The 25,263-nt window shown below is 50.2% G+C and carries 21 protein-coding genes; 15 read left to right on the forward strand and 6 right to left on the reverse strand.

The window, feature by feature from the left end:
• The first annotated feature begins 21 nt into the window (after window positions 1-21).
• The 11 genes from NX722_RS22400 (at window position 22) to oppF (ending at window position 14,985) form a co-directional block, all read left to right on the forward strand.
• Entirely contained in the window at window positions 22-405 is a 384-nt protein-coding gene (locus NX722_RS22400) for a restriction endonuclease subunit S domain-containing protein (protein ID WP_262565094.1), read from the forward strand.
• A 9-nt stretch (window positions 406-414) separates the two neighbouring features.
• Window positions 415-1,461 carry a PDDEXK nuclease domain-containing protein gene (locus NX722_RS22405; protein WP_262565095.1) on the forward strand — a complete coding sequence of 349 codons (1,047 nt, stop codon included), beginning with the start codon at window positions 415-417 and terminating at the stop codon, window positions 1,459-1,461.
• A gap of 95 nt (window positions 1,462-1,556) precedes the next feature.
• Window positions 1,557-1,865 (forward strand): Fic/DOC family N-terminal domain-containing protein, encoded by a 309-nt coding sequence (locus NX722_RS22410; protein ID WP_262565096.1) that lies wholly within the window; start codon window positions 1,557-1,559, stop codon window positions 1,863-1,865.
• Window positions 1,866-2,030: 165 nt separating this feature from the next.
• Window positions 2,031-5,354 carry a type I restriction endonuclease subunit R gene (locus NX722_RS22415; RefSeq protein ID WP_262565097.1) on the forward strand — a complete coding sequence of 1,108 codons (3,324 nt, stop codon included), beginning with the start codon at window positions 2,031-2,033 and terminating at the stop codon, window positions 5,352-5,354.
• A 311-nt stretch (window positions 5,355-5,665) separates the two neighbouring features.
• Entirely contained in the window at window positions 5,666-6,991 is a 1,326-nt protein-coding gene (gene iscB, locus NX722_RS22420; RefSeq protein WP_262565098.1) for an RNA-guided endonuclease IscB, read from the forward strand.
• Window positions 6,992-7,388: 397 nt separating this feature from the next.
• The gene (locus tag NX722_RS22425; protein ID WP_262565099.1) at window positions 7,389-9,095 is read left to right on the forward strand and encodes a glycosyl hydrolase family 18 protein; all 1,707 of its coding nucleotides are present in this window, start codon (window positions 7,389-7,391) and stop codon (window positions 9,093-9,095) included.
• Window positions 9,096-9,302: 207 nt separating this feature from the next.
• Window positions 9,303-10,967: a peptide ABC transporter substrate-binding protein gene (locus NX722_RS22430; RefSeq protein WP_262565100.1), complete on the forward strand. Its 1,665-nt coding sequence runs from the start codon at window positions 9,303-9,305 to the stop codon at window positions 10,965-10,967.
• Window positions 10,968-11,070: 103 nt separating this feature from the next.
• The gene (gene oppB / locus NX722_RS22435; RefSeq protein ID WP_262568711.1) at window positions 11,071-11,991 is read left to right on the forward strand and encodes an oligopeptide ABC transporter permease OppB; all 921 of its coding nucleotides are present in this window, start codon (window positions 11,071-11,073) and stop codon (window positions 11,989-11,991) included.
• Complete coding sequence (gene oppC, locus NX722_RS22440; protein ID WP_262565101.1) at window positions 11,991-12,980, forward strand: oligopeptide ABC transporter permease OppC; 990 nt, start codon at window positions 11,991-11,993, stop codon at window positions 12,978-12,980. Before oppB ends, oppC begins: the two co-directional genes overlap by 1 nt.
• Window positions 12,981-12,994: 14 nt before the next feature.
• Window positions 12,995-13,993 (forward strand): oligopeptide ABC transporter ATP-binding protein OppD, encoded by a 999-nt coding sequence (oppD, locus tag NX722_RS22445; RefSeq protein WP_262565102.1) that lies wholly within the window; start codon window positions 12,995-12,997, stop codon window positions 13,991-13,993.
• Window positions 13,990-14,985, forward strand: coding sequence for a murein tripeptide/oligopeptide ABC transporter ATP binding protein OppF (gene oppF, locus NX722_RS22450; protein ID WP_262565103.1), 996 nt, complete (start codon window positions 13,990-13,992; stop codon window positions 14,983-14,985). Before oppD ends, oppF begins: the two co-directional genes overlap by 4 nt.
• 52 nt (window positions 14,986-15,037) lie before the next feature.
• Here the strand turns inward: oppF and NX722_RS22455 are convergent, their stop codons facing one another.
• A complete protein-coding gene (locus NX722_RS22455; RefSeq protein ID WP_262565104.1) occupies window positions 15,038-16,054 on the reverse strand; it encodes a hypothetical protein in 1,017 nt (338 codons plus the stop codon).
• A gap of 785 nt (window positions 16,055-16,839) precedes the next feature.
• Between NX722_RS22455 and speE the strand changes: the two genes are divergently transcribed.
• The 4 genes from speE to speB are packed head-to-tail and all read left to right on the forward strand — an operon-like array spanning window position 16,840 to window position 21,621.
• On the forward strand, window positions 16,840-17,739 hold the full coding sequence (gene speE / locus NX722_RS22460; RefSeq protein ID WP_262565105.1) for a polyamine aminopropyltransferase: 900 nt from the start codon (window positions 16,840-16,842) through the stop codon (window positions 17,737-17,739).
• Window positions 17,740-17,774: 35 nt separating this feature from the next.
• Window positions 17,775-19,787: a biosynthetic arginine decarboxylase gene (gene speA / locus NX722_RS22465; RefSeq protein WP_262565106.1), complete on the forward strand. Its 2,013-nt coding sequence runs from the start codon at window positions 17,775-17,777 to the stop codon at window positions 19,785-19,787.
• Window positions 19,787-20,710: an S-adenosylmethionine decarboxylase proenzyme gene (locus NX722_RS22470; RefSeq protein WP_262568712.1), complete on the forward strand. Its 924-nt coding sequence runs from the start codon at window positions 19,787-19,789 to the stop codon at window positions 20,708-20,710. The genes speA and NX722_RS22470 overlap by 1 nt, the downstream gene beginning before the upstream one ends.
• Entirely contained in the window at window positions 20,707-21,621 is a 915-nt protein-coding gene (gene speB, locus NX722_RS22475) for an agmatinase (RefSeq protein ID WP_262565107.1), read from the forward strand. Before NX722_RS22470 ends, speB begins: the two co-directional genes overlap by 4 nt.
• A 34-nt stretch (window positions 21,622-21,655) precedes the next feature.
• Here the strand turns inward: speB and NX722_RS22480 are convergent, their stop codons facing one another.
• From NX722_RS22480 to purE, 5 genes are read right to left on the reverse strand one after another with little or no spacing between them, the layout of a single operon-like run.
• On the reverse strand, window positions 21,656-22,309 hold the full coding sequence (locus tag NX722_RS22480) for a YiiX/YebB-like N1pC/P60 family cysteine hydrolase (RefSeq protein ID WP_262565108.1): 654 nt from the start codon (window positions 22,307-22,309) through the stop codon (window positions 21,656-21,658).
• Window positions 22,309-23,160: a shikimate dehydrogenase gene (gene aroE, locus NX722_RS22485; protein ID WP_262565109.1), complete on the reverse strand. Its 852-nt coding sequence runs from the start codon at window positions 23,158-23,160 to the stop codon at window positions 22,309-22,311. The genes NX722_RS22480 and aroE overlap by 1 nt, the downstream gene beginning before the upstream one ends.
• Window positions 23,160-24,086, reverse strand: a complete 927-nt coding sequence (gene hemF / locus NX722_RS22490) for an oxygen-dependent coproporphyrinogen oxidase (RefSeq protein ID WP_262565110.1) — start codon at window positions 24,084-24,086, stop codon at window positions 23,160-23,162. The genes aroE and hemF overlap by 1 nt, the downstream gene beginning before the upstream one ends.
• A gap of 38 nt (window positions 24,087-24,124) precedes the next feature.
• Window positions 24,125-24,748 carry an L-threonylcarbamoyladenylate synthase gene (locus NX722_RS22495; protein WP_262565111.1) on the reverse strand — a complete coding sequence of 208 codons (624 nt, stop codon included), beginning with the start codon at window positions 24,746-24,748 and terminating at the stop codon, window positions 24,125-24,127.
• Window position 24,749: 1 nt separating this feature from the next.
• Window positions 24,750-25,256: a 5-(carboxyamino)imidazole ribonucleotide mutase gene (gene purE / locus NX722_RS22500; protein ID WP_262565112.1), complete on the reverse strand. Its 507-nt coding sequence runs from the start codon at window positions 25,254-25,256 to the stop codon at window positions 24,750-24,752.
• Window positions 25,257-25,263: the final 7 nt, after the last annotated feature.

Raw genomic sequence — 25,263 nt, forward strand, 5'->3', positions numbered from 1 at the left:
GGCATAGCCGGGGGTTTATCAGTGTTAATTAATGACATTCCTGTTTCTGTGAATCAGGGAATTATTGCTATGAAGCCCAACGACGCTTTTAGTAGTGAATATCTTCTGAGTTGGGCAGAAGCCAACATGGAAGAAGTCGTATCACGGGCTAATGGCAGTACGTTCCTTGAGATCAGTAAAAAGAACTTCAGAGAAATTCCGTTTCTTATGCCTAATGAAGCCGTTCTGAATCAGTATGACAAGATTGCCAAACCTTACTTTCAGCGGATTGTTTCAATTCAGAAAGAAGTGAATCAGCTTGCCAAACTCCGGGACACCCTTCTCCCCAAACTCATCTCCGGCGAACTCCGCCTTCCTCCAGAAATGAGCGAAGCCCGACAACAAGATAAAACCACTGTCGTATAAGGTGACTTTATGACCGATCAATCGCCCACGCCTGACCGTTGGCCACTGTTTCAAGCCATCCGTAGTGTGACGACAGAAGCCCGGCAAAGCCTGAAACGCACCGTTAACCAAACCATGGTTCAGGCTTACTGGCAGGTGGGGCGGTTGATTGTTGAGGATGAGCAGCAGGGGAAAGGCCGCTCAGAATACGGTAAACAGCAGCTTAAAACTCTGTCACAGCAATTAACTAAAGAATTTGGCAAAGGCTTTGATACCAGCAATTTGAGCAATATGCGCCGGTTCTATCTGGCTTTTCCAAATTATGACGCACTGCGTCATAATTTGAGCTGGACCCATTATCGCCGCCTGATTCGCATCGACAACCCTTTGGCTCGTGACTGGTATATGCAGGAAGCCATTGACCAGAACTGGAGTGCCAGGGCTTTGGACCGGCAGGTGTGCAAGCTCTACTACGAGCGACTGCTGGCTACCCAGCATCATAAACAAAATCTCAAGCCTGTTCTGGATGAAGCTGCCGAAAAAACATCAGCTCTCGCTGAAAAACCTGAAGACTATTTACGCGATCCTTATATTCTCGATTTTTTAAATCTGCCCTGTGGCCCTTTTCAGGAAACCAGGTTAGAGCAAGCCCTGATCAATAACCTACAATCCTTTTTGCTGGAGCTGGGCAAAGGCTTTGCCTTTGTGGAACGGCAACAGCGTATCAGCACAGAAGATCAGGACTTCTACCTTGATCTGGTGTTCTACAACTTCAAGCTCAAATGTTTCCTGCTGATTGACCTGAAAATAGGCAAACTTACCCATCAGGATGTAGGGCAGATGGATACGTATGTCCGCATCTATGACCAGCACCACGATAGCCCCACCATCGGCCTGATTCTGTGCAGCGAAAAAAGCGAGGCGGTGGCAAAGTATTCGGTACTGACGGACAGCAAACAACTTTTTGCGTCCAAATACCTGGATTACCTGCCCAGCGAACAGGAGCTTCAGGAACAACTTCAGCGTGAATGGCTAGCACTTGCTAATAGAGAAACGAATCAGGAAACAGAGGAGTGAACCTTCCGGTATTTCCGGAGAGTTCAACAGGACAGTATGAAGTTCACAAAAGAACGCCTTGAACAAGCGATGTTAGAACGACCAGGAGAACAGGTATGACCCCTTACCAGCCGGATGACTTGCCTCTGGATAATCTTGATTACCGCCAGTTATTCTCTCTGGTGGGTGAAGCGAATGCCGCACTGGCTAGTTACGACGGTTTATTGCAGGGGATTCCTAATCCGGCGGTGATGCTATCTCCCCTGACGACTCAGGAAGCCGTGTTGTCTTCCAAAATCGAAGGTACTCAGGCGACGGTGGATGAGGTGCTGGAACAGGAAGCGGGCCTTACCAAAGATGGTGAGAAATATAAGGATATTCAGGAGTTGCAGCCAGGTTCTGGTAGAAGGGCGGCTGTGGTTTGAGGAGTCTGCGGACTCCCATAAAACCTTAGAGGAGCCTATTTTTTATTTTAGGCTCTTCTAAGTTATTTGAAGAGTTTCCAAACTCCTCTAACACCATAGAGGAGTCTAAAATGTTTTTTGCGCTCTTCTAATGAGTGATTCGGTAGTACCACGATGGAAGATGTTATGAAGTTCACAGAAGAACGCCTTGAACAAGCGATTATTCAGTTACTGGGAGAGCAGGGCTACCCTTATGTTCCCGGTTCACAGCTCAACCGGCAGCCGGAAGAGGTTCTGATTAAGGATGACCTGCAGGCTTTTCTGGCAAGGCAGTATAAACGTGAAGGCATTACCGACGCTGAGATTGATTCAGTGATTCGCCAGCTGGACATGCTTCCGACCAGTGATTTGTACGACAGTAATAAACAGTTTTGTGAATGGCTGTCGGATGGTTTTCTGCTTAAACGTGAAGATCCCAAACAAAAAGACCTTTATATCCAGCTGATTGATTTTCCTACTGAATCTGACGCTGCTGCGCTGCCAGAACTACCAATGGCGGCAGAACCTGAAGCTGAATATCAGGTGGATAGAAATATCTATAAACTGGTGAATCAGCTAAAGATTGAAGGCCGGGAAACCCACCGGATTCCCGATGCCATTTTATACGTCAACGGTCTGCCCCTGGTGGTGTTCGAGTTCAAGAGCGCCATTAAGGAAGATGAAGCCAATATTCACCATGCTTACGTGCAGCTCACCACCCGCTATCGCCGGGATATTCCCCAGCTGTTTGTGTACAACGCCCTGTGCGTGATCAGCGATGGTGTGAATAACAAAATGGGCAGCCTGTTTGCAGACTATGAGTTCTTCTATGCCTGGCGCAAGGTGACCGGAGATGAGTCTATAGAAAAGGATGGCATTGATTCGCTGCATACCATGCTGAACGGTCTGTTCGACAAGCAGCGGTTGCGGCAGGTGATGCGGCACTTTATCTATTTTCCGGATAAGGCCAATCAGGAGGTGAAAATTGTCTGCCGTTACCCGCAGTTTTATGCGGTGAACAAACTGTACGACCATATTCTTCTACACAAAAAGCCGGAAGGCGACGGTAAGGGTGGCACCTATTTTGGTGCCACCGGCTGCGGCAAGAGTTTTACCATGCAGTTTCTTGCCCGTCGGCTGATGAAAAGCCTCGCCTTTGAAAGCCCGACCATTGTGCTGATTACCGACCGTACCGATCTGGATGATCAGCTGTCGAAACAGATGACCAATGCCAAAACCTATATGGGCGACGAAACCATTGTCTCGGTGGAAAGCCGGGAGCAGTTGCGGATGCTGTTGAAAGGTCGTAACAGTGGCGGGGTGTTCCTCACCACCATTCACAAGTTTACGGAAGATACCGAGCTGCTGACGGAACGGGATAATGTGATCTGCATTTCCGATGAAGCCCACCGCAGCCAGGTGAACCTTGACCAGAAGGTGTCCATTACCGAAGACGGCGTGAAAAAGTCTTATGGCTTTGCCTACCATCTGCATCAGTCACTGCCGAACGCCACTTATGTAGGTTTCACCGGCACGCCCATTGATGCGACGCTGGACGTGTTCGGTGAGGTGGTAGACAGCTACACCATGAGCGAATCGGTGAAGGATGAGATTACCGTTCGCATTGTCTATGAAGGCCGTGCCGCTAAGGTGATTCTCGATAACCGCAAGCTGGAGGAGATCGAGAAATATTATCAGGACTGCGCCGAAGCGGGTGCCAGCGAATACCAGATTGAACAGAGCAAAAAGGCGGTCGCCAGTATGGGCTCTATTCTGGGTGATCCTGACCGGATTCGGGCATTGGCAAGGGATTTTGTCGCCCATTACGAGAACCGACTTGCCGAAGGTTCCACGGTGAAGGGCAAGGCGATGTTTGTGTCCAGCGAACGCAAGGTGGCCTGGGCATTTTATAAGGAGCTTCGCACGCTGCGCCCTCAATGGTTTGAAGTGCTGGAGTGCGAAGAAGGTGTTGAGCTTTCAGAAAAAGAAAAGAAAAAGATTAAGCCCATGGAACGGGTGAAGATGGTGATGACCCGTGGCAAGGACGACGAAAAGGAATTGTATGACCTGCTGGGCTCTTCAAGGGGAGAGAAAGACTATCGCAAGGAGCTGGATCGCCAGTTTAAAAACGAGAAGTCCAACTTCAAAATCGCCATTGTGGTGGATATGTGGCTGACCGGTTTTGACGTGCCGTTCCTCGATACGATTTATATTGATAAGCCGATCCAGAAACATAACCTGATCCAGACCATTTCCCGGGTGAACCGCAAGTTCTCCGGCAAGGACAAGGGGCTGGTGGTGGATTACATCGGCATCAAGAGCCAGATGAACCAAGCACTGGCGCAGTTCTCGAAAGCGGATGAGGCGAATTTTGAGGATGTTCAGCAGTCGGTGATCGTGGTGAAAGACCATCTCGACCTGTTGCGGCAGATATTCCATAAGTTCGATGCGTCGTCGTATTTTTCTGGTCGCACTGGAATTGTTCCCGACAATTCCAGCATTTCCGCCATCCATGGCAGTCATCCTGTAGAGCAGTTAAATTGCCTGAACAATGCCGCCGAGTTTGTGCTGAAGTTTGGCACGTTGGAAAAACGCTTTATGGCACTGGTGAAGCGTCTGAAGGCAGCTTATGACGTGTGTTGTGGCAGTGAGCTGTTAACCGGGGATGAACGAGACCGGATTCATTTTTATCTGGCGGTGCGTTCCATTGTCTTTAAGCTGACCAGGGGCGAAGCACCGGATACGGCACAGATGAACGCCAAAGTTCGGGAGCTGATTGCTCAGGCGATTCAGAGCGATGGTGTGGAAGAAATCTTCCGTCTTGGAGAAGGTGGAGCGACCGCCAGGGATGGTGGAAGTGCCATAAGCGCCGGGAGCGCGACTGGTGCGGAGATTGATATTTTCGATGAGGATTATCTTGCCAAAATCGACAAGATCAAGCTGCCCCACACCAAAATCCAGCTGTTGCAGAAAATGCTGGCCAAGGCCATTGAAGGCTTTAAGGAGACCAACCGGGCAAAAGGTATTGAGTTTACCCAGAAGTTTCAGTCGCTGGTGAATCGCTACAACGAGCGCAGGGAAGAAGATGTGCTGGTGAGCGAGGTGCTGGAAGATTTCTCGGATGAAATCATCAACCTGATGTCAGACCTTAAACGGGAGATGTCGTCTTTTGACGGCATGGGTATCAGCTTTGAAGAGAAAGCCTTCTACGACATTCTGATGTCGCTGGCGGTGAAGTATGACTTCTCTTATCCCGAAGATAAGCTGGTTGAGCTGTCGCAGGCTGTGAAGAAAGTGGTAGACGACAAAGCCCGTTTTCCGGACTGGAATAACCGGGATGATATCAAGGCTTCGCTGAAGGTGGATTTGATCCTGCTGCTGGCGAAGTTTGGGTATCCGCCGGTAAGTCGGGATGAGGTTTATAAGGAGATATTTGAGCAGGCGGAGAATTTTAAGAAGAATCGGTTGTGATGATGAGCCGCCTTTTGGGCGGCTTTTTCTGACTGTAGAGATGAAAGAGTCAATGACTCCCACCAATTCATTCTGAATTGGAAGGAGCTTGAAAAAGCTCTGAGTTGACCCGGCTTAGTGTTCCGCTTATGTGGAGCACTACGTTAGATGCGAATAGATAGACACCTTGGGATGCTTCACCAGTCCCAAGCTCTGTGGCAAGTGGTTAAACAGGCTATTGGAGTATTGCCAGTGCCGCTTGTTTAAAACCGCATCATAACTTTGCCAAGGTGATATTTACCGGCGTAAGCCGAGACTTAAAGGTAACTGATATGCAAAAAGTACTGGTTCTGGACAAACACAAACACCCCCTAATGCCGTGTTCGCCTGCAAGGGCAAGAAGGCTTTTGGGCAGCAAAAAAGCGGCAGTGTTTAGGCGCTATCCATTCACCATCATCCCGAAAGAGAGAGCCGGAGGTGAGCTGCAACCCGTTGAGTTAAAGCTCGACCCCGGTAGCAAGACAACCGGAATAGCCCTGGTCTCTGAAGGTAAAACCGGTAAAAAACTGTGCTTTGCCGCTAACCTTCAGCATCGGGGACAACTGGTCAAGGAGTCGCTTGACTCCCGTCGTGCAATCCGCAGGTCAAGGCGGAACCGGACTACCCGATACCGTAAACCACGTTTTCTGAACCGCACAAGGCCGGAAGGCTGGCTACCGCCAAGCCTTATCAGCCGAGTCCAGAACGTAGAAACATGGAGTAAACGCCTCTGCCGGTCAGTGCCGGTTACCAGCATAGCTGTGGAAGCTGTTCGCTTTGACACTCAGATCATGGAAAACCCAAACATTGCCGGTACTGGGTACCAGCGTGGGACGTTGTTTGGCACCGAACTGCGGGAGTACCTGTTGTACCGTGACGGTCATCGGTGCTGCTACTGCAAAGGGGCAAGCAAGGACACGATTCTGAACGTAGAGCATTTTATACCACGAGCAAAAAACGGTTCTAACCGTCTTGGCAACCTGTTCATTGCCTGCAGGAAGTGTAACGAAGACAAAGGCTCTCTGTTGCCGGAAACCTGGCTGGAGAGTCTGAAGAAGTCTAAGTCAGCCCTTAACAGGGTTCGGGTTAAGCAAGTAACCAAACTGCTTGGTGGTCAACGTCCTAACTGTTACAGGGACGCTGCTGCGGCTAATGCCACTCGCTATGCGACAGGCAACGCAGTCAAGTCCATCGGCTTGCCGACGACTTTCTGGTCTGGCGGAAGAACCAAGTTCAACCGCACTCAGCAGGGATACAGCAAAGACCACTGGATCGACGCAGCCTGCGTTGGAGAAACGGGCGTTGATGTAAAGATTGCCCGAAGCCTGCGACCGTTGCTGATTAAGGCAACCGGGCGTGGCTCCAGACAAATGTGTCGGGTCAGCAAATATGGGTTCCCCAGAACCAAAGCCAAGGGTGCAAAAATAGTAAAAGGCTTTCAGACAGGAGACATCGTGAAAGCGGTGGTTCCCTCCGGCAAGAAGCAAGGCACTCACGTTGGCAAAGTCGCTGTCAGAAGCTCAGGTAGCTTTAACATAACGGCTGGCACAACCCTACAGGGCATATCGTATCGACACTGCACACTGCTGCAGAAAACCGATGGGTATGCTTATTACTAATCAGCACCAGTCTTACAGACTGGTCGCTATTCCTCTCCACCCTATTGCTTCGCAAAAGGATGGAGTATCTCGCGGAGGTTTTGATGAAGGTGTCAGTGTCAGTTGTTACATCTGAAAGCTCTGCTAGACTGAATGCTGCTTGAGTATGAGCAGTCTCACCCGCTTCTTGTTTATCTTTTCTCAGGTCTGTTTGTTCTGTTCAGGGTGCCGTCGAACCTGATTAATTATCTTCAAAGCAAAAAAATTCTTCTATCCATTGTGCCGATCCTGAAATGATTGCCCTGACTGGCACTTCCCCATTTCCCGTACGTCTTGTGCGAAAAAAATTGTGCGAAAAAATTGCGCGAAAAAAGAGGCTTCAAAATACTCTTCCCAAATGCTCTGGAGGTCACTCAGGATGCTTCAACTAAAGACAAATGTATCGACTATTGCTGCATCGGTTGCACTGATGTATAGCAGCAATTTGATTTTTGCCGATGCAGATATTCAGCACGAAGAGAGTTGTACAGTTGAACGCTGCGTTACAGATACAACAAAACCGGACGGTACCTGGGTCGGTGGCTATTATTCCAGCTGGTCCTACTGGCAGGGCGGGGCTTCGGTCAAGGATCTTTCAATGATACAGGAAGCTGCCGGGTCAGCTAATTATATGGTTTATGCTTTCCTTGGCATTACCACAAACAAAACGCTAAAGGATAAAAAAGCACTATACAACGGGACAGTTATATTAAATGACCAGCAACAGGGAGCGCCCGGCACTGTCGTTGACACAGAGGCGCTGGCAGACAGAATCGCTGCAGGAAAATCAACCGTCTGTCCTGCCTTTCCTGACGATCAAAGCGCGTGCAGCAATTCCAGTGCAAGCACATACATGAAACACTACGCAAAGGCTTCGATGGATAAAACGATTTTGCTGGCATCGATTGGTGGCTGGAGCTATACCCCGCGATTTAATGAATTTTATAGGGACTACAAGGCAAATCCCCGGGTTTTAGATCGCTTTATCAATTCAACCGAAAACTGGCTTAAAGGGCACCCTGAATTTAGTGGTATTAGTGTTGATTGGGAATACCCTGGTTATGGACATGGTGACAGTCATAAGGGGCATGAGGGCGAGGGAAAGCTATACACAGAGATGATCACTCAATTGCGCGTGATGCTAGACAATCTGAAAGCAGCCAAAAACAAACGCTACTACCTGACAACAGCCGTTGTTGCTTCTGCTAAAAAAGCAAAAGGGCAGGCAAAACAGGGGGTAGACTGGCAAAAAGTTGCGAACAGTGTCGACTGGCTTGACCTGATGGCTTTTGACCTGCACGGTGAATTTGACGCAGCCGCACCAAAAGACCAGGCCGTTGCTCAAAGTATGAGTGCTCCAAAAGAACTGCAGGAAGCCATCAATTACTACACCCAAACCGGAAAAGTTCCCGCCAGAAAAATCATTCTGGGCATGCCAGCCTACGCGCGTGAAATGCTGATAGCAGACGAGCCAACTGAGTGTAATCAATACGGTTATTTTGGCAATTTGAAATATCCTGGTTTTCAAGATTACGCAGATGCTTTCAAAAAAACCTATTACCACGGTAAACCAGGATACTACGACTATCAGGACAACCCAAATCCAGAGCCCTACTACCCGGCCGGCGGTATGGTAGATTTCACCGGAGCTTATCATTACCAGTGCTTCCTCAGTATTGTTACGGAGGGTAAAGCCAAAGATAACTGCTATGTACTCGAAAACAGGGACAACAGAGGCGCACTGGGACAGCTGCCCCCCGAGGAATTAAGACTGAGCTACCCGGAGGAGCTGACACTGAGCTACCCGGAAGTCAATATAGCCTGGCTGTCTGGAAGCAAAAAAAATGTTGCTGCTAACTTTGCTGGCGCACCTTCATCAGGCGCATCTTATCCTGCCTATCCGGTGTTTACCTTAGACACGCAAAAAGTAGTCAGTGAAAAAGCAGAAAAACTAGTCAAGGCAAACAATCTCGGTGGTATGTGGTTTTGGGAACTAACAGGAGATGCTCTGAAAAGTCCCAAATATTCTCTGTTCTTACAGGCTTGCAAACAACTTGGTCATAAAGGAAAGTGCCTGACCCATTAAAGGGGCGTGAATTATTTCAATCGCAACAGAGTAGCTAATGTGCCATTGGGCAACAAACCGAATACAAAGGACTGTTCGATTTGCGCCAGCCCCCAGCAGAGCCTGAATAAATACCAGTGCCCTTTTTATTTGCATTACCTGATACTTGATCCATCTTCATACATCTAGTTATATAGGCTTTACAGCCTTGCCTGAACGCTATTACAAATGCCCATAGCTAAAGAAAAACAGGTAGAGAGGAAGACAATAATAATGAAGTGCTTGTCCATGATGGCGGCTATTGCCGTTATGACCGTACCATTGATTCCAGCCGCCGACGCCGCTGTCGTTCCGCCTGGCGTTAAACTCGCCAATGTTCAGGAACTGGTCAGAGACAACAGCGTAGAACCCGCCTCCCTTGACCCGCACAAGGTTGAAGGGATACCTGGAGGCCACATAAGCAGGGACCTGTTTGAAGGGCTGGTTAATCAGGATGCCGATGGCAATATTGTCCCCGGCCAGGCAGAAAGCTGGCTGGTCTCCGACGACCACAAGGTCTTCACTTTCAAGATTCGTGACAGCGCCCGCTGGTCTGATGGCACTCCGGTGACAGCCCATGATTTTGTCTATGGCTTCCAGCGGGCGGTGGATCCCTCTACAGCCTCCCGCTATAGCTGGTACATAGAAAAAACCACGGTTATAAATGCCTCCTCCATTATTCGTGGCGAGAAACCGCCGTCAGCCCTGGGGGTAAAAGCGCTGGATAACCGAACCTTCGAGGTTACGCTGGAGCAGCCGGTTCCTTACTTCATCAAGATGCTGGCACAACATACGACCTTTCCAGCCCATCGTGCCACCATTGAAAAATACGGTGACGAATGGACCCGCCCCGGCAAAATGGTGTCTAACGGTGCTTACAGGCTGGATGAATGGGTAGTTAATGGCAAAATTGTCCTCAAGCGCAACCGGCAGTACTGGGATGATAAAGAAACCATCATTAATCAGGTCACGTTCCTGCCTGTCGCTTCCGACTCCGCCAAACTGCACCGTTACAAAACCGGCGAACTGGATATGACTGACACCGTACCGCTGGAGCATTATAAAAACCTGATGAAGACCATCCCTGAGCAGGTAAAAACCTCTCCGGAGCTGGGTACTTATTACTACAGTTTCAATACCACCAGACCGCCCCTGAACGATGTCAGGGTTCGTAAAGCTCTGTCTTATGCCATTAACCGCTCTGCCATAACGGACCACATTCTCGGGCAAGGGCAAAAACCTGCTTATGCGTTTACTCCGGAAAGCATTAATGGTTTTACACCGCCCGTGACAAGCTTCAGCAAACTGACCCAGAAAGAGCGCAACCAGAAGGCAGTTCAGCTGATTCGTGAAGCCGGGTATGGTCCCGACAAGCCTCTGGAAGTCACTATTATTTACAACACCAGTGAGGCACACAAAAAACTGGCGATAGCCATTGCCCAGATGTGGAAGCCTCTGGGAGTAACAGTAAAACTGGAAAATCAGGAGTGGAAAACCTTTCTGGATATGAAACGTAATAACCGGTTTGAAATTGCCAGAGGTAGCTGGATGGGTGACTACAATGAAGCATCTACCATGCTGGATCTGCATACAACCGGTCACGGGCAGAATGATGCCCGCTTCAGCAACGAACAGTACGACGAATTAATGAAAAAGGCCCGACGGGCAGACACCGAAAAAGAGCGCAACGCCCTCTACACCCGGGCCGAGCAGATTCTTGCGGAAGACATGCCTGTTGCACCTATTTACCAGTATGTAAACAGCAGGCTGGTCAAACCCTACGTTGGCGGTTATCCAATCAACAATGTTGAAGGCACCATTTACACAAAAGACTTATATATAAAAGAACATTAAACCTGCTTCTGACAGGGAGAAACAATTGCGGCTACTAACTCGCTCATGGCTATTAATTCGCTCATGGCTGTTTTCCCGCTCATGGCTGTTTTCCCGCGCATGGCTGTTTATCCTGAAACGACTGGCACTGGCGATTCCCACCCTTTGGATACTGGTGACGCTGTCGTTTTTTCTGATTCAGGCAGCGCCAGGCAGCCCGTTTACGGGGGATTTTAATATGCCCCCACAGATCCTTGCTAACCTGGAGGCCAAATACCAGCTCGACGAGCCGCTGCACCGGCAATACTTCTACTATCTGTTCGACCTGCTGAAGGGCGACCTGGGTCCTTCATTTAAATATCAGGATTACTCTGTCAACGAGCTGGTTGCCCAGAGCCTGCCCCTGTCCATCAAACTCGGATTAACGGCTTTTGTCGTTATGGTCACCCTGGGCGTCACCCTGGGTACTGTTGCAGCTATCCGGCAGAATACCCGGGTCGATTATCTGGTGATGAGTTTTTCAATGACAGGTGTCGTACTACCATCGTTTGTTATTGCGCCACTTCTGGTACTGCTGTTTGCAGTCACTTTAGGCTGGTTACCCGCTGGCGGCTGGAACGATGGCAGCTGGCAGAACATGGTGTTGCCTGTGGCATCACTTACCACTGTTTATATTGCCTCTGTCGCACGCATTATGCGTTCCAGCATGATTGAAACCCTGAACAGCCCATTCATAAGAACAGCACGGGCAAAAGGGCTTCCGGCTCATCACATCGTATTAAGGCACGCCCTCAAACCTTCAATGCTTCCGGTTGTGTCTTACCTTGGACCCGCCTTTGTTGGCATTATCACCGGCTCAGTGGTGATTGAAACCGTGTTTGGCTTACCCGGCATAGGACAACACTTTGTGAACGGCGCGCTGAACCGGGACTACTCGCTGGTGCTGGGTCTGACGATTATCGTTGGTGCGCTGACCATCCTGTTTACGACTCTGGTCGATATACTGTACGGGCTGATTGATCCCAGAATCAGAATAAAAAACTAATGGCTAAAAAAACGTCTATCAACACGCCATTGAGCAAGCAGAGCCAGACAGCGGTTGAACACTTTTCCGAAGCTATTTCGTCTGAAGCTATTTCTTCTGAAGCTCTTTCTTCCAGAGCTATTGAAGCACAACGTGAAGTCGCTGGCCGCAGCCTCTGGGCAGACGCCCGCCGTCGTTTTCTGGGCAATCGTGCCGCTGTCCTGAGCCTGGTCATGCTGATGGTGATTTTACTGTTAGTCCTGTTTGGCTCATCAGCCAGTCAATACACCTTTGACGAAATTGACTGGTCGAATATGACCAGCCCCCCTTCCTTTGAAACCGGGCATTACTTTGGTACAGACCACCTTGGGCGCGACCTGTTTGTCCGTACTCTCGAAGGCGGACGTATTTCGTTTATAGTGGGCATCCTTGGTGCGCTGGTTGCGGTGATTATCGGCACGGTCTATGGCTCCATTGCCGGTTACCTTGGCGGGCGCATTGATGTGGTGATGATGCGTACCGTAGAAATTCTGGAATCTTTTCCTTTCATGTTTCTGGTGATTTTACTGGTCACCTTTTTTGGACGTTCCATACTGCTTATTTTTATTGCCATTGGTGCAGTCTCCTGGCTGGATATGGCGCGTATTGTACGGGGACAGACGCTCAGCCTGAAACGCAGGGAGTTTGTTGACGCTGCCATTATCAGTGGAGCCAACACAAGACAGGTTCTGTTTCGCCACCTGATTCCTAACCTGCTTGGAATTGTTGTGGTTTACGCATCGTTGCTGGTGCCGGGCATGATTCTGTTCGAGTCTTTTCTCAGTTTTCTGGGGCTGGGTGTTCAGGAGCCCATGACCAGCTGGGGCGCATTAGTTCATGAAGGCTCGTTGTCGATTGAAGTCGCCATCTGGCAACTGATTTTTCCGACAGCATTTCTGGTGGTCACCCTGTTCTGCTTCAATTTTATCGGCGATGGTTTGCGGGACGCCCTTGATCCCAGTGAAAGATAGGGCAGGAGGAGTGAATGAGCCTGTTAACGGTTAATGATCTGGAAGTTCGCTTCAACACCCCTGACGGTGAAGTCGTCGCAGTGAACCGGCTGAACTTCTCTTTGCAGGCTGGTGAAACCCTTGGGCTGGTTGGTGAGTCAGGCTCCGGCAAAACACAAACCGCGTTCGCCCTGATGGGATTGTTGGCAAAAAACGGTTTAGTGAAAGGCTCTGCCATCTTTTCAGGTCAAAACCTGCTGACTCTGCCTGATTCTGAAATGAATAAAATCAGGGCTAACGAGATCGCCATGATTTTTCAGGACCCGATGACGTCCCTGAACCCTTATATGAAAGTGGGGCCTCAGCTGGTGGAAGTTCTTCAGCATCACAAGGGGATGAATAAAAAAGCGGCATTTGCAGAGTCCGTGAGAATGCTCGATGCCGTAAAAATGCCGGAAGCCCGCCAGCGTATGTCCATGTATCCCCACGAATTTTCCGGCGGTATGCGCCAGCGGGTTGTAATCGCCATGGCACTGCTATGCCAACCCGGGCTCCTGATTGCTGACGAGCCGACAACGGCTCTGGATGTAACGGTTCAGGCGCAGATCATGGCGTTGCTGCAAGAGCTGAAGCAGGACTTTGGCACATCAATTATTCTCATTTCCCATGATCTTGGCATTATTGCCGGACTCTGCGACAAAGTACTGGTAATGTATGCTGGCCAAACTATGGAGTACGGTACAACAGACGCAATTTTCTACAATCCGTCCCACCCTTACACTCAGGCTTTGCTGGCATCCATTCCCCGTATTGACAGCCATTGCGGAAAACTGATTTCTATCCCCGGCAACCCTCCCAATCTGCTGAATCTGCCACCGGGTTGTCCCTTTCAGGAACGCTGCCAACATACCTCAAGCAACTGCCAACACTCACAACCTGAACTCAAAACCTTTGCAGACCAGCGACAACGAGCCTGTTTCTGGCAACCGGAAAGTGAGGTGGAAAGTGAGGTGGAAAGTGAGGCTAAACCATGAATAACGCTCCGTTACTGAGTGTTCGAAACCTCAAAGTGCATTTTCCGGTGACGGGCGATAACAGCTGGCCGTGGCAAAAGCCTTCTGTACTCAAAGCTGTTGATGGTATCAGCTTTGACCTGTCGGCAGGGGAGACCCTTGGCATTGTCGGAGAGTCAGGCTGTGGCAAATCAACCCTGGCAAGAGCCGTTATTGGTTTGACGGCGGCAACAGCAGGAGAGGTTATCTGGCAGGGCAGGTCTGTTTCCGGTTTAAAAAAGCGGGAACGTCGGAGCATCCAACAGCAAATCCAGATGATCTTTCAGGACCCACTGGCGTCCCTGAATCCACGCATGACCATTGGCGACATTATTGCCGAACCACTGCGGAACTATCAGCCAGAGCTGTCAAAGCCGGTTGTTCGCCAGCAAGTCAGGGAAATGATGGACAGGGTAGGGTTACTGCCCAATGTCATTAACCGCTACCCCCATGAGTTTTCAGGTGGTCAGTGCCAGCGGGCAGGCATTGCCCGGGCTCTGATACTGAAACCACAACTGGTGATCTGCGATGAACCGGTGAGTGCGCTGGATGTTTCCATACAGGCACAGGTTATTAACCTGTTACAGGCATTGCAGCAGGAGATGGGACTGGCACTGCTGTTTATCGCCCATGACCTCAGCGTCGTGAAGCATATCAGCGACCGTGTGCTGGTTATGTACCTGGGCAGTGAAATGGAATCAGCAAATTCAGAACAGCTGTACGCTCAGCCCATGCACCCTTACACGCGGGCGCTGCTGGCTTCAGTACCAGTGCCTGACCCCCACCTTGAACGCAATAAATTGAATAACCAGACCCTCAAACTCCTCGAAGGCGATCTGCCATCCCCCATCAACCCGCCTTCCGGCTGCGTTTTCCGAACCCGTTGCCCTGTCGCCAAACAGGATTGCGCCCGGATAAAACCAGACTTTCAGGATAAAGGCCACCAACACAGAGTCGCCTGCCCGAATACCTGAACTGCGGCAATCCGCGTGGGGTTCACCATATTCAGAGAGTGTCAATTTCTCTTTACCTGGTCTTCCATACATCACTGATGATAATGAAGAATATATTAAGAATCTTAGAAAGCCGACCAATACGTTTTATCACATCCTCTTTGGTTAAGTTTCTATATACCCCTGTACTCGTCTCAAACATATCAAATAAGCCCTGGTCGACAGGGTATAAAGATATTCTCAAATAACCCAGTTCGATATGTATTGGATCATCCCGTGTTGCGTTAAGCTCCGATTCCAGTCTGGGAAGCTCTCCACTTGATAAAAGACTACGCAATAAAGGAAATTCAAGCGCACTTATGTCACCTATTGCAAAAGCATTCACTAAGCCATTGGTATCAGTCAGCTCCGGACCAGGGATAAGTAGTAATGAAGTATTCCTCTCACTTATGTTTGAAGAATTTCTTAGCCAGATGGTCAGCCAGCGATTATGGATATCATCCAGTAACCCTTCAAAACCTCTCGATGGACGCCAGCCAAAACGAGCTGCCCTGACCAGATCTATAAAGTCATCAGAAAGCACGTTAATGCGGTCACCTTCCTCTGGATGTTGACCCAGTTCGTTATTAACTTGCAGCATGGCCGACCTGGCACGTCTCCGGATTGGCAAATAAGCATAATCTTTATCGTAAATCACACCTTTAAACTTATAAAAAACTGCTGAAAAGAAGAACCCTAAAGCCGCAAACGAGGTGATTGAAAATTCATGGGACGTATAGGTTGATAGCGCTTCGGCAAGCCCAAAACCAGCAAAAATAACTGCCAGTTTCATAAAACCCGGGGAAACCGTTGCACAATTACAGGCTCCCGCACAACCGCAATCTTCAGCAATTCTTTCATGTTGCTGCACTAGTGATTCAATCGTACTGGCACGACACCCGGGGCAATAATGTGTGCCAGTGGAAGGTTCTTCTTTTCCACAAAGCCGACAATGAGCATTGCATGGGGCGGCGATGATCAGAACCAGGCCAACCAGCCATATTTTCAGAATTAAAATAGGGCCTGCCCTGCCAGGAAGACAATGGTTCACGTTTCATCTCCAATTGGTTTTTAAAATAAGCAAAATTATTTTTTTAATTTGCGCTTCAGGGCTGCCTTTCTATACTGCTGAACGAAAGCATATCTGAGTAAGAGACTGTAGTTCCTACGCCGTATTCCCGCCATCTACACTCGGGCCGAACAGATTCTTGCGGAAGAAATACTGGTTGCCCAAACACCTCAACTGCGGCAATCCACATGGGGTTTGCCTATATTTGTTCCACTTTTTGCTTGTCTTTAAATTAGTTCAAAGGTTTAATTCGCACCTTTCCTGATGTACTCAACCTGAAACTAAGCAACCTGAGGAACTTATGGTTCTCAAAGTCTGAACCGTGCGTTGAATCGACCCGGCTTTCTTCAATGAAAGCGCTACCGGGAAAACAAACGTGCGGAATTAATTGTGGAGTGACTCTGATGTACAAACCAACCTGCTTACCGGCAATCCCTTCCCGGCCAGCCCGAAATGCTTCTCTGCATTCAGACTCAGTGATCAACTTCATCAATCGAATTCATAAGACTTCTTTACCCCAGAGTTCACCCCAGAGTTCACCCCAGAGTGACCTTTCCTCTTTTCACTCCTGGTTGTTCACCTACCCCTGATTGCCTGACCTGAACAAAACAGGCAAGAACCGTTCTCCGTATTGACGGTCTATTACCCTATCCACTACGCGATCCACTGCGCGATCTACTGCGCTTGGGCAGAGAACTTGCCCCATCCACCGGATGAAGTGGCTGCATTTCTGCATTAATCGCTTTAAAGAGCTGTTAAAGGATTCAATGATGCACAAAGACAATACTTATCTGGAAACCCTGTACTCCGGTTACGGGCAGAGCTTTACCGTTGAGAAGGTACTGTTTGAAGACAAAACCGAACACCAGCACCTGATTATTTTTGAGAACGAAGTCTTTGGTCGTGTTATGGCGCTGGACGGCGTGATCCAGACCACCGAAAAAGACGAATATATCTACCACGAAATGCTGACCCATGTCCCCGTTCTGGCTCATGGCAATGCAAAGCGTGTACTGATTATCGGTGGTGGTGACGGCGGTATTTTGCGTGAAGTGCTGAAACACAAAAGTGTTGAGCATGTCACCATGGTTGAAATCGACCAGGCGGTTGTGGATATGTGCAAACAATGGTTACCAAACCACTCTGCCGGTTCCTATGAAGATCCTCGTGTCAATCTGGTGATCGACGACGGCGTCAAGTTTGTCAACAACCCGGAAAAAGCAGCGGATAACAGCTTCGATGTGATTATCTCTGACTGTACTGACCCGATTGGTCCGGGTGAAGTGCTGTTCTCATCCGATTTCTACAACGGCTGCAAGCGTCTGCTGACTGAAAAAGGCATCTTCGTTGCTCAAAACGGTGTACCGCTGATGCAGCTGGAAGAAGTGGAAACCACTACTATGCGCCTGGGCAGCTACGTTAAAGACTGTCATTTCTACGCTGCCGCCATTCCGACTTATGCCTGTGGTGTGATGACCCTGGCGTGGGGAACGGACGATATCGAAGCACGCAACGTCGACGTTGAAGAACTGACCCGACGTTTTACAGCCAGTGGCATTAACACCCGTTACTACACACCGGCTCTGCACCACGGTGCCTTTGCACTGCCACGCTACGTTGAAGAAGCCATTGAGAAAGCAGAAGGCGCAAGAAAAGAAGCCTCGTGACAAAAAAAGTGAGTTTTTCCAGAGTAAAAAGCTAAATGGATAACACTGAAGACTTTAGTGACAGCAGACCTTTCCCGGCACAGGCAGTGCTGGGAGAACCCCTGTCTGACCAGAAAACAGAAAGCGGCATCGCTGAAAGCTGGAACGTGGAAGAAGCACGTTCCACTTACAACATTCGCTACTGGAGTCAGGACTATTTTGACCTGAACGACAATGGCAATGTAACAGTGAATATGAAGGGCAAGCCTCCGGTTAACCTGGACACTATTGCCCATCAGCTGACCCGACAGGGCGTGTCCCTGCCGGTGCTGGTGCGTTTCCCGGAAATTATCCACGACCGGGTCGATTCTCTGTGTAATACCTTTAACCGTGCCATTCACGAGTACGGTTACGACAACCAGTATCTGGCGGTATACCCGATCAAGGTCAACCAGCAGCGCGCCGTGGTGGAAGAAATTCTGGAAAGCCAGTCTGCCCGCCAGAACCGTCAGCTGGGGCTGGAGTCCGGAAGCAAACCGGAGCTGCTGGCGGTGCTGGCCCTGGCGAAACGTGCCAGCTCGGTCATTGTCTGTAACGGTTACAAAGACCGGGAATACGTTCGGCTGGCTCTGATTGGTGAAAAGCTGGGGCATCAGGTTTACATCGTTCTGGAAAAACTCACCGAGCTGGATATGGTACTCGCTGAAGCCGCCAAACTGGGTGTAAAACCAAGGCTGGGCTTACGGGTTCGTCTTGCCTCCCAGGGTAAAGGCAAGTGGCAGGCCAGCGGTGGCGAGAAATCCAAGTTCGGGCTGTCTGCCAGCCAGGTGCTGCATGTTATAGAGCGGTTGAAACAGGAAGACCATCTGGACTGCCTGCAACTGCTGCATTTCCATCTGGGGTCGCAGATTGCCAACATTCGTGACGTTCGCAAGGGTGTCAGCGAATGTGGCCGTATTTATGCGGAGCTGTTTCGCATGGGCGCACCGGTGAAGTTTCTGGATGTTGGCGGTGGTCTTGCGGTGGACTATGAAGGTACCCGCAGCCAGAGCCACTGTTCCATGAACTACAGCCTCCAGGAATATGCGAATAATATCGTCTATACCATTGGCGACCTGTGTAAACAGTACGGGCTGCCAGCTCCGGGCATTATTTCCGAGTCTGGTCGTAACCTGACCGCCCATCATGCTGTACTGATTACCGATGTCGTCGGAGTAGAAAGCTACGAACCGGAACTGCTCAAAGCGCCTGCCGAAGACGCTCCCCGCCTGCTGCACAATATGTGGAGTTCCTGGCAGGACCTGGCCCGGGGGTTGAGCCAGCGCGCCCTGGTGGAAATCTATCACGACAGTCAGGCTGACCTTGCCGAGGTACATACGCAGTTTGAACTCGGTCTGCTGGGGCTTGAACACCGGGCCTGGGCAGAAAACGTTAACCTGCGTATCTGTCATACCCTGAAAAAACACCTGTCTACCCGCAACCGGGCGCACCGACCATTGATTGATGAGCTGAGTGAAAAGTTGGCTGACAAATTCTATGTCAACTTCTCCCTGTTCCAGTCTCTGCCCGATGCCTGGGGCATTGATCAGGTATTTCCGGTTCTGCCGCTGTCCGGGCTCGACAGACCACCGGAAAAACGTGCCGTGATGCTTGACGTTACCTGCGACTCCGACGGCGTGATCAACCAGTACGTCGATGGTCAGGGCATTGAAACCACGTTGCCGGTACCCACCTGGCATCCTGACAAGCCTTACCTGATTGGTATTTTCATGGTAGGTGCCTATCAGGAAATTCTGGGCGATATGCACAATCTGTTTGGTGACGCGGATACGGCTTCGGTGCGTATAACAGAACTGGGACTGGTTGAAGTCACTGAATATCAGCCCGGTGACACGGTGGAAGACGTGCTGCGCTACGTCAACCTGCAACCGGAAAGCTTTTTGCGTACTTTCCGGCAGCTGGTCAGGGAAAGCCTGCCAATTAAAGAACAACAGGCCACACTGGCCGAACTGGAATCAGGACTTCGGGGTTATACCTACCTCGAATACGTCGGAGGGAATGAGCTGTGATGTTTTTTGAAGGCTCGGAAAAGAAAGTTGAAATGGTAACAGCACCCGAAGCAGGCTCACTGCGTGCGATGGGTAAGGATTTCTGGGCAGGTGTCGTCACCAAAGCCCAGGCAGACATCCTGGATACCATCAGCAACGAACACTGCGACGCTTACCTGCTGTCTGAATCCAGCCTGTTTGTCTGGCATAACCGCTTCCTGATGCTGACCTGCGGTACCACCACTCTGGTGGATGCGACCCTGCACTTTCTGGATCACTTCCCGCTGGAACACATCCATTTTGCCAGTTTCCAACGTAAAAACGAGTACCAGTCACACTTGCAGAAAAGCGCCTTTGAGGAAGATATTGAACGCCTGAGTCAACGCCTTGAAGGGTGTGCGTTCCGTCTTGGTCACCTGGACAGCCACCACAACTACGTTTTCCATCTGGACAAGCCTTACCAGCCGGAATCTGACGATAGCACCAGTGAGCTGCTGATGTACCACATCAAAGGTAAAAATGCCGATTACCTGCGCACTGAAGGCCAGACCGTTGAAGGGATTCGCAACCAGTTAAGACTGGATGAAATTCTGCCTGGCTTTGCAATCAGTGACTGGCTGTTTGAACCCTTTGGTTATTCCCTGAATGCAATTAAGGGGGATCGTTATGCGACCTTTCATATCACACCGCAGGAGGACAGTTCCTACGTTAGCTTTGAAACCAACATGGATCTGGAAAGCAACCATGTTATTAGCGTTCTGCTGGAAGCACTGAACCCCGGCTGCTGGGACCTGATTGGCTTTAATGCTGACCAGACACTTCCTGAAGGTCAGGACTATCAGTGCGTGTCCAGTTGCGACCTGCCTCTGAGCTGTGGATATGATATGAGTTTCAGACATTATCAGCACTCCGGACATGCCCGGGTGGAGGCAGAGAAATTATGAGTACCTTAGGACAAAGGGATGACCACTCCCTGTATGCCAATGCCTTTGGCTATCTGCGCCAGCCTTTAAACTTCAATCCACAGAACAGCAGTGCCGATGTGATTGTCACCGGTGTTCCGTTTGATCTGGCCACCACAGGCCGCAGCGGCAGTCGTCTGGGGCCTGAGGCCATCCGCAAGGCATCCAAGAATCTGGCGTGGGAAGGCATGCGCTGGCCGTGGAACTTTGATATTACCAAACGTCTGTCCATCGAAGACTGTGGCGACCTGGTGTTTGATTTTGGCGATGCACAGCAGATGTGTGACCGCTTGTTTGAACATGCTGACAGCCTGATTGCGGCTGGCAAGACTTTGCTCTGCTTCGGTGGTGACCATTATGTCTCACTGCCGCTGATGCGGGCTCATGCAAAGCATTACGGTAAAACGGCACTGATTCATTTTGACGCCCACACCGATGATTACGACCATGGCGGCAAGTTTGATCACGGCACTATGTTTTACCACGCTCAGGTGGAAGGTCTGATCGATCCATCGGCTTCTGTGCAGATAGGCATTCGTACGACATACAACAAGAACACACCATTTAATGTACTGGAGGCTGACTATGTTAATGACGCCCCTGTCGATGAAATCATAGAGAAGATCCGTCATATAGTTGGTGATCGTAAAATCTATCTCACCTTTGATATTGACAGCCTTGATCCGGCTTACGCACCGGGAACCGGCACGCCTGCCTGTGGCGGCTTGAGTACAGACAGGGCTTTGAGGCTCCTGCGTGGCCTGAAAGGACTGGACATTGTTGGAATGGACGTGGTGGAAGTCTGCCCGGCTTATGACCACAGCGATATTACAGCGCTAGCGGGAGCCACGGTTGCACTTGATTTGTTGTATTTGCAAAGCTTTCGCGGGTAAAGCTTGCTGATAACTGCCCGGTATCGGGCAGTTATCAGACGATTTGCAGCGGAGGCTCCTGATTAATCAAGGAATTTACCCTGGAGGGCAGTTGGCCCATCACGCTTATAATGTCTATTTTTTCCGAACAGGAGAGTAAAGCCGGATGAGATCCGGATTCACCTTCAGGGATTGGCTTTCGGGCTTTATTGTAATGCTGTACCCAGTAGGGAAGCAGTTCGTTGGTTTCCATATCCCTGAACCCCATAGGGATTTGTGGAAAAACAAAACGACCATGGTTGGCAAATCGCCAGGCTTCCAGAATCAGTTCACTGCAATACCAGCTTTTTTCCCTGCTGGCTTTTTCTTTGCTCATGTAGTGGCAGTCATAAGGTTTATCCAGCTGCTCAAGGATAAACTCAACCGCTTTTTCGTTCAGGTGTTGATACTCAGGTAACAGTCTGGCATGAACAACGCAGTGTCGTCCGGAAGTATCCAGAACAGAGTGTTGTAGAAACTGTTCCGGGCTGATGCAGCGTACCTGTGGCATAGTCGCCTCAACCACCTTTTCTTCACCACAATAGACCGCCACATGGTTCAGCAACATACCATTGTAACCGGCAAAAACACGACTGATGGCGTATTCCAGCTCTCCGCCTGAACGCAGCTGAAACAGCAGGTCGCCTTTTTGCAGGTTAGTCAGTTTCATCAAACAGTCTCTTTTGAAACAGCCATGTCTTCCCGGAGTTGTTGCAGTACAGCAGCCGTATCCGGACGTACGCCACGCCAGATCTGAAACTGTTCTGCCGCCTGTTCCACCAGCATACCCAGACCGTCAATCGCCTGTCTGGCACTCTGCGCCAGACCCCATTGGTTGAATACGGTTATTTCTCTGGCGTACATCATGTCGTAGCAGACGGTCTGTTCATTAACAATTTCAGCGGGCAGGGGAGGGAGGTCGCCCTGTAAGCTGGCCGAAGTGCCGTTAATAATCAGATCAAAAGGCTCTGACAGGTCAGCAAAGCCACCTGCTGAAACAGGCTGGCCGGGAAACAGTTCTGCCAGCGCTTCTGCTTTGCTGACGGTACGGTTTGCTATCACCAGTTCTGCGGGCTTCTGTTCCAGAATAGGTTCCAGCACACCACGCACTGCACCGCCAGCGCCCAGAATAAGAAGTCGGGCGTTTTTCAGATCAACCTGATGATTAACGGTTAAATCACGCACCAGCCCCAGACCGTCGGTATTGTCGCCATTAAGCACACCGTCGTTGCTTATCCACAAGGTATTCACAGCCCCGGCTTTTTCAGCCCTGGGCGTGCGGTGTTGTGCGTGCTCCCACGCCTGCTCCTTGAAAGGAACCGTGATGCTTAAACCGTGTCCGCCACGTTCTTCTTTAAAGAAGTGGTTAAGGGCTTCATCAAAACCGTCCACAGGTACCAGTCGGGCGTTATAACGCAGCCGCTGACCCGTCTGGCTGGCAAACAAGGTATGTATCCATGGTGATTTACTGTGAGCAACGGGGTTTCCCATCACAGCATACAGGTCAACAGGGCCAGCCATTAACGACTCTCCTCAGGCTCGTCTGCCCAGTCTCTGGGCTTTAGAAAATAATCGTACAGGCGTGCTTCTTCACTTCCCGGTTGTGGCTGCCAGTTGTAATTCCAGTGTACGACCGGTGGTAACGACATCAGGATAGACTCTGTACGCCCTCCTGACTGCAAACCGAACAAAGTGCCACGATCATAGACCAGGTTAAATTCAACATACCGTCCACGCCGATACTGCTGAAACTGTTTATGCTGCTCAGTGAAAGGGGTTTGCCTGCGCTTTTCAACAATGGGAATATAGGCGTCAATATAGCTGTTGCCAACCGCCTGCATAAACTCGAAACAGCGCTCAAAAGGCCATTCGTTCAGATCATCATAAAACAGCCCGCCAATCCCTCTTGGCTCGTTGCGGTGCTTCAGGAAAAAGTAGTCATCGCACCATTTTTTGTAGCGCGGGTAAACGTCTTTACCAAAAGGTTCGCAGGCTGCCTTTGCCGTGGTGTGCCAGTGTCTGCAGTCTTCTTCAAAACCGTAATAAGGCGTCAGGTCGTAGCCACCACCAAACCACCAGACCGGTTCTTCACCTTCTTTTTCTGCCACTATCAGCCGAACGTTGGCATGGGACGTAGGGATAAAAGGGTTGTCCGGATGAATAACCAGCGACACCCCCATGGCCTGAAAGCTTCGGCCTTCCAGCTCCGGACGTTTAGCCGTCGCTGAAGCAGGCAACCGTTCGCCGGTAACCCATGAAAAGTTGACACCTGCTTTTTCAAATACCCGACCACCTTCAAGTACTCGTGCACGTCCCCCACCACCACCATGGTATTCCCAGCTTTCTTCACGAAAAGTCTTGCCACCTTCCTGCTTTTCAATGGCGGTACAGATAGCGTCCTGCAGTGACAGTAAATAGTTTTTGACTTGTTCTGTTGTCGTTGTCATGTTTCATCCCATACACGCAGACGGCGTATATCGGCAACTTAGCCGGACCGGATGATCTGCCCGGTTCGTAAGTCACGAATTTCAGAGGGTGTATTTTGCGAACCGGTTTCTCCGGGCACGATCAGGTCGATCTCTGTACCAAAGTACTGGTTTAGTGCCTGTTCGGTTAATAAAGGAGGTTCTCCTGCCCGGTTTGCAGAAGTAGAAATCAGAGGGTGTCCGGTCGCTTCACATAAAGCCTGTACAACCGGATGGTCACTGATACGCACCGCAACAGTATCAAACTGGCCTTTTACCCAGTCCGGAACCCAGTGGTTAATATCAGGAATCAGCCATGTGAACGGACCTGGCCAGCGGTTAGAAAGGGTTTGCCGCTCTGTTGCCGTCAGCGGCTCCAGTAACGGCGCAATCTGAGATTCAGACGCCGCTACCAGAATCATGCCTTTCTCTACGGGGCGGGCTTTGATATCCAGAATACGATACACCGCATCCCTGTTCCACGGATCACAACCCAGCCCCCATACGGCTTCAGTAGGATAGGCAATGACGCCTCCCTGATGCACAACCATCGCTGCCCGGGCGGTAGAGGCTCTCTTATCCGGAGTTTTTTCCAAAGATTGTTTCAGAGTCGCCTCAGGTGTTACATCAGGGGTAGCAGTCATATTAACCGTTCAACTGTTGTTGCAGGGCGGCATCTTTTGCCAGCACCTCTTCAGCGTTGGCCTGACGCTCCATCTTCAGGCGTCCAGCCAACTCTTTGTCACCCAGGGCAATGATCTGTGCCGCCAGATAACCTGCGTTTTTAGCACCCGCCTTACCAATAGCAACGGTTGCCACTGGGATGCCGCCAGGCATTTGTACGGTAGACAGCAGAGCGTCCAGACCGTCCAGTGGGCCCGCATCAATCGGTACACCAATAACCGGCTTGATGGTCAGAGAAGCAACGACACCTGCCAGATGAGCCGCCATACCTGCACAGGCGATAAACGCAGCACAACCACGTTTGTCTGCATCGGTGACAAACTGGTGAGTCGCTTCCGGAGTTCGGTGTGCGGAATGCACTTTTACTTCAACTGGAATATCCAGTTTTTTCAGAACGTCGATTGCGGCCTGCACCTTAGGCAGGTCCGAATCGGACCCCATTAGAATAGCAACGAATGGCTTCGTCATAACACTT

The sequence above is a fragment of the Endozoicomonas gorgoniicola genome, from assembly GCF_025562715.2.
Classification (GTDB): domain Bacteria; phylum Pseudomonadota; class Gammaproteobacteria; order Pseudomonadales; family Endozoicomonadaceae; genus Endozoicomonas_A; species Endozoicomonas_A gorgoniicola.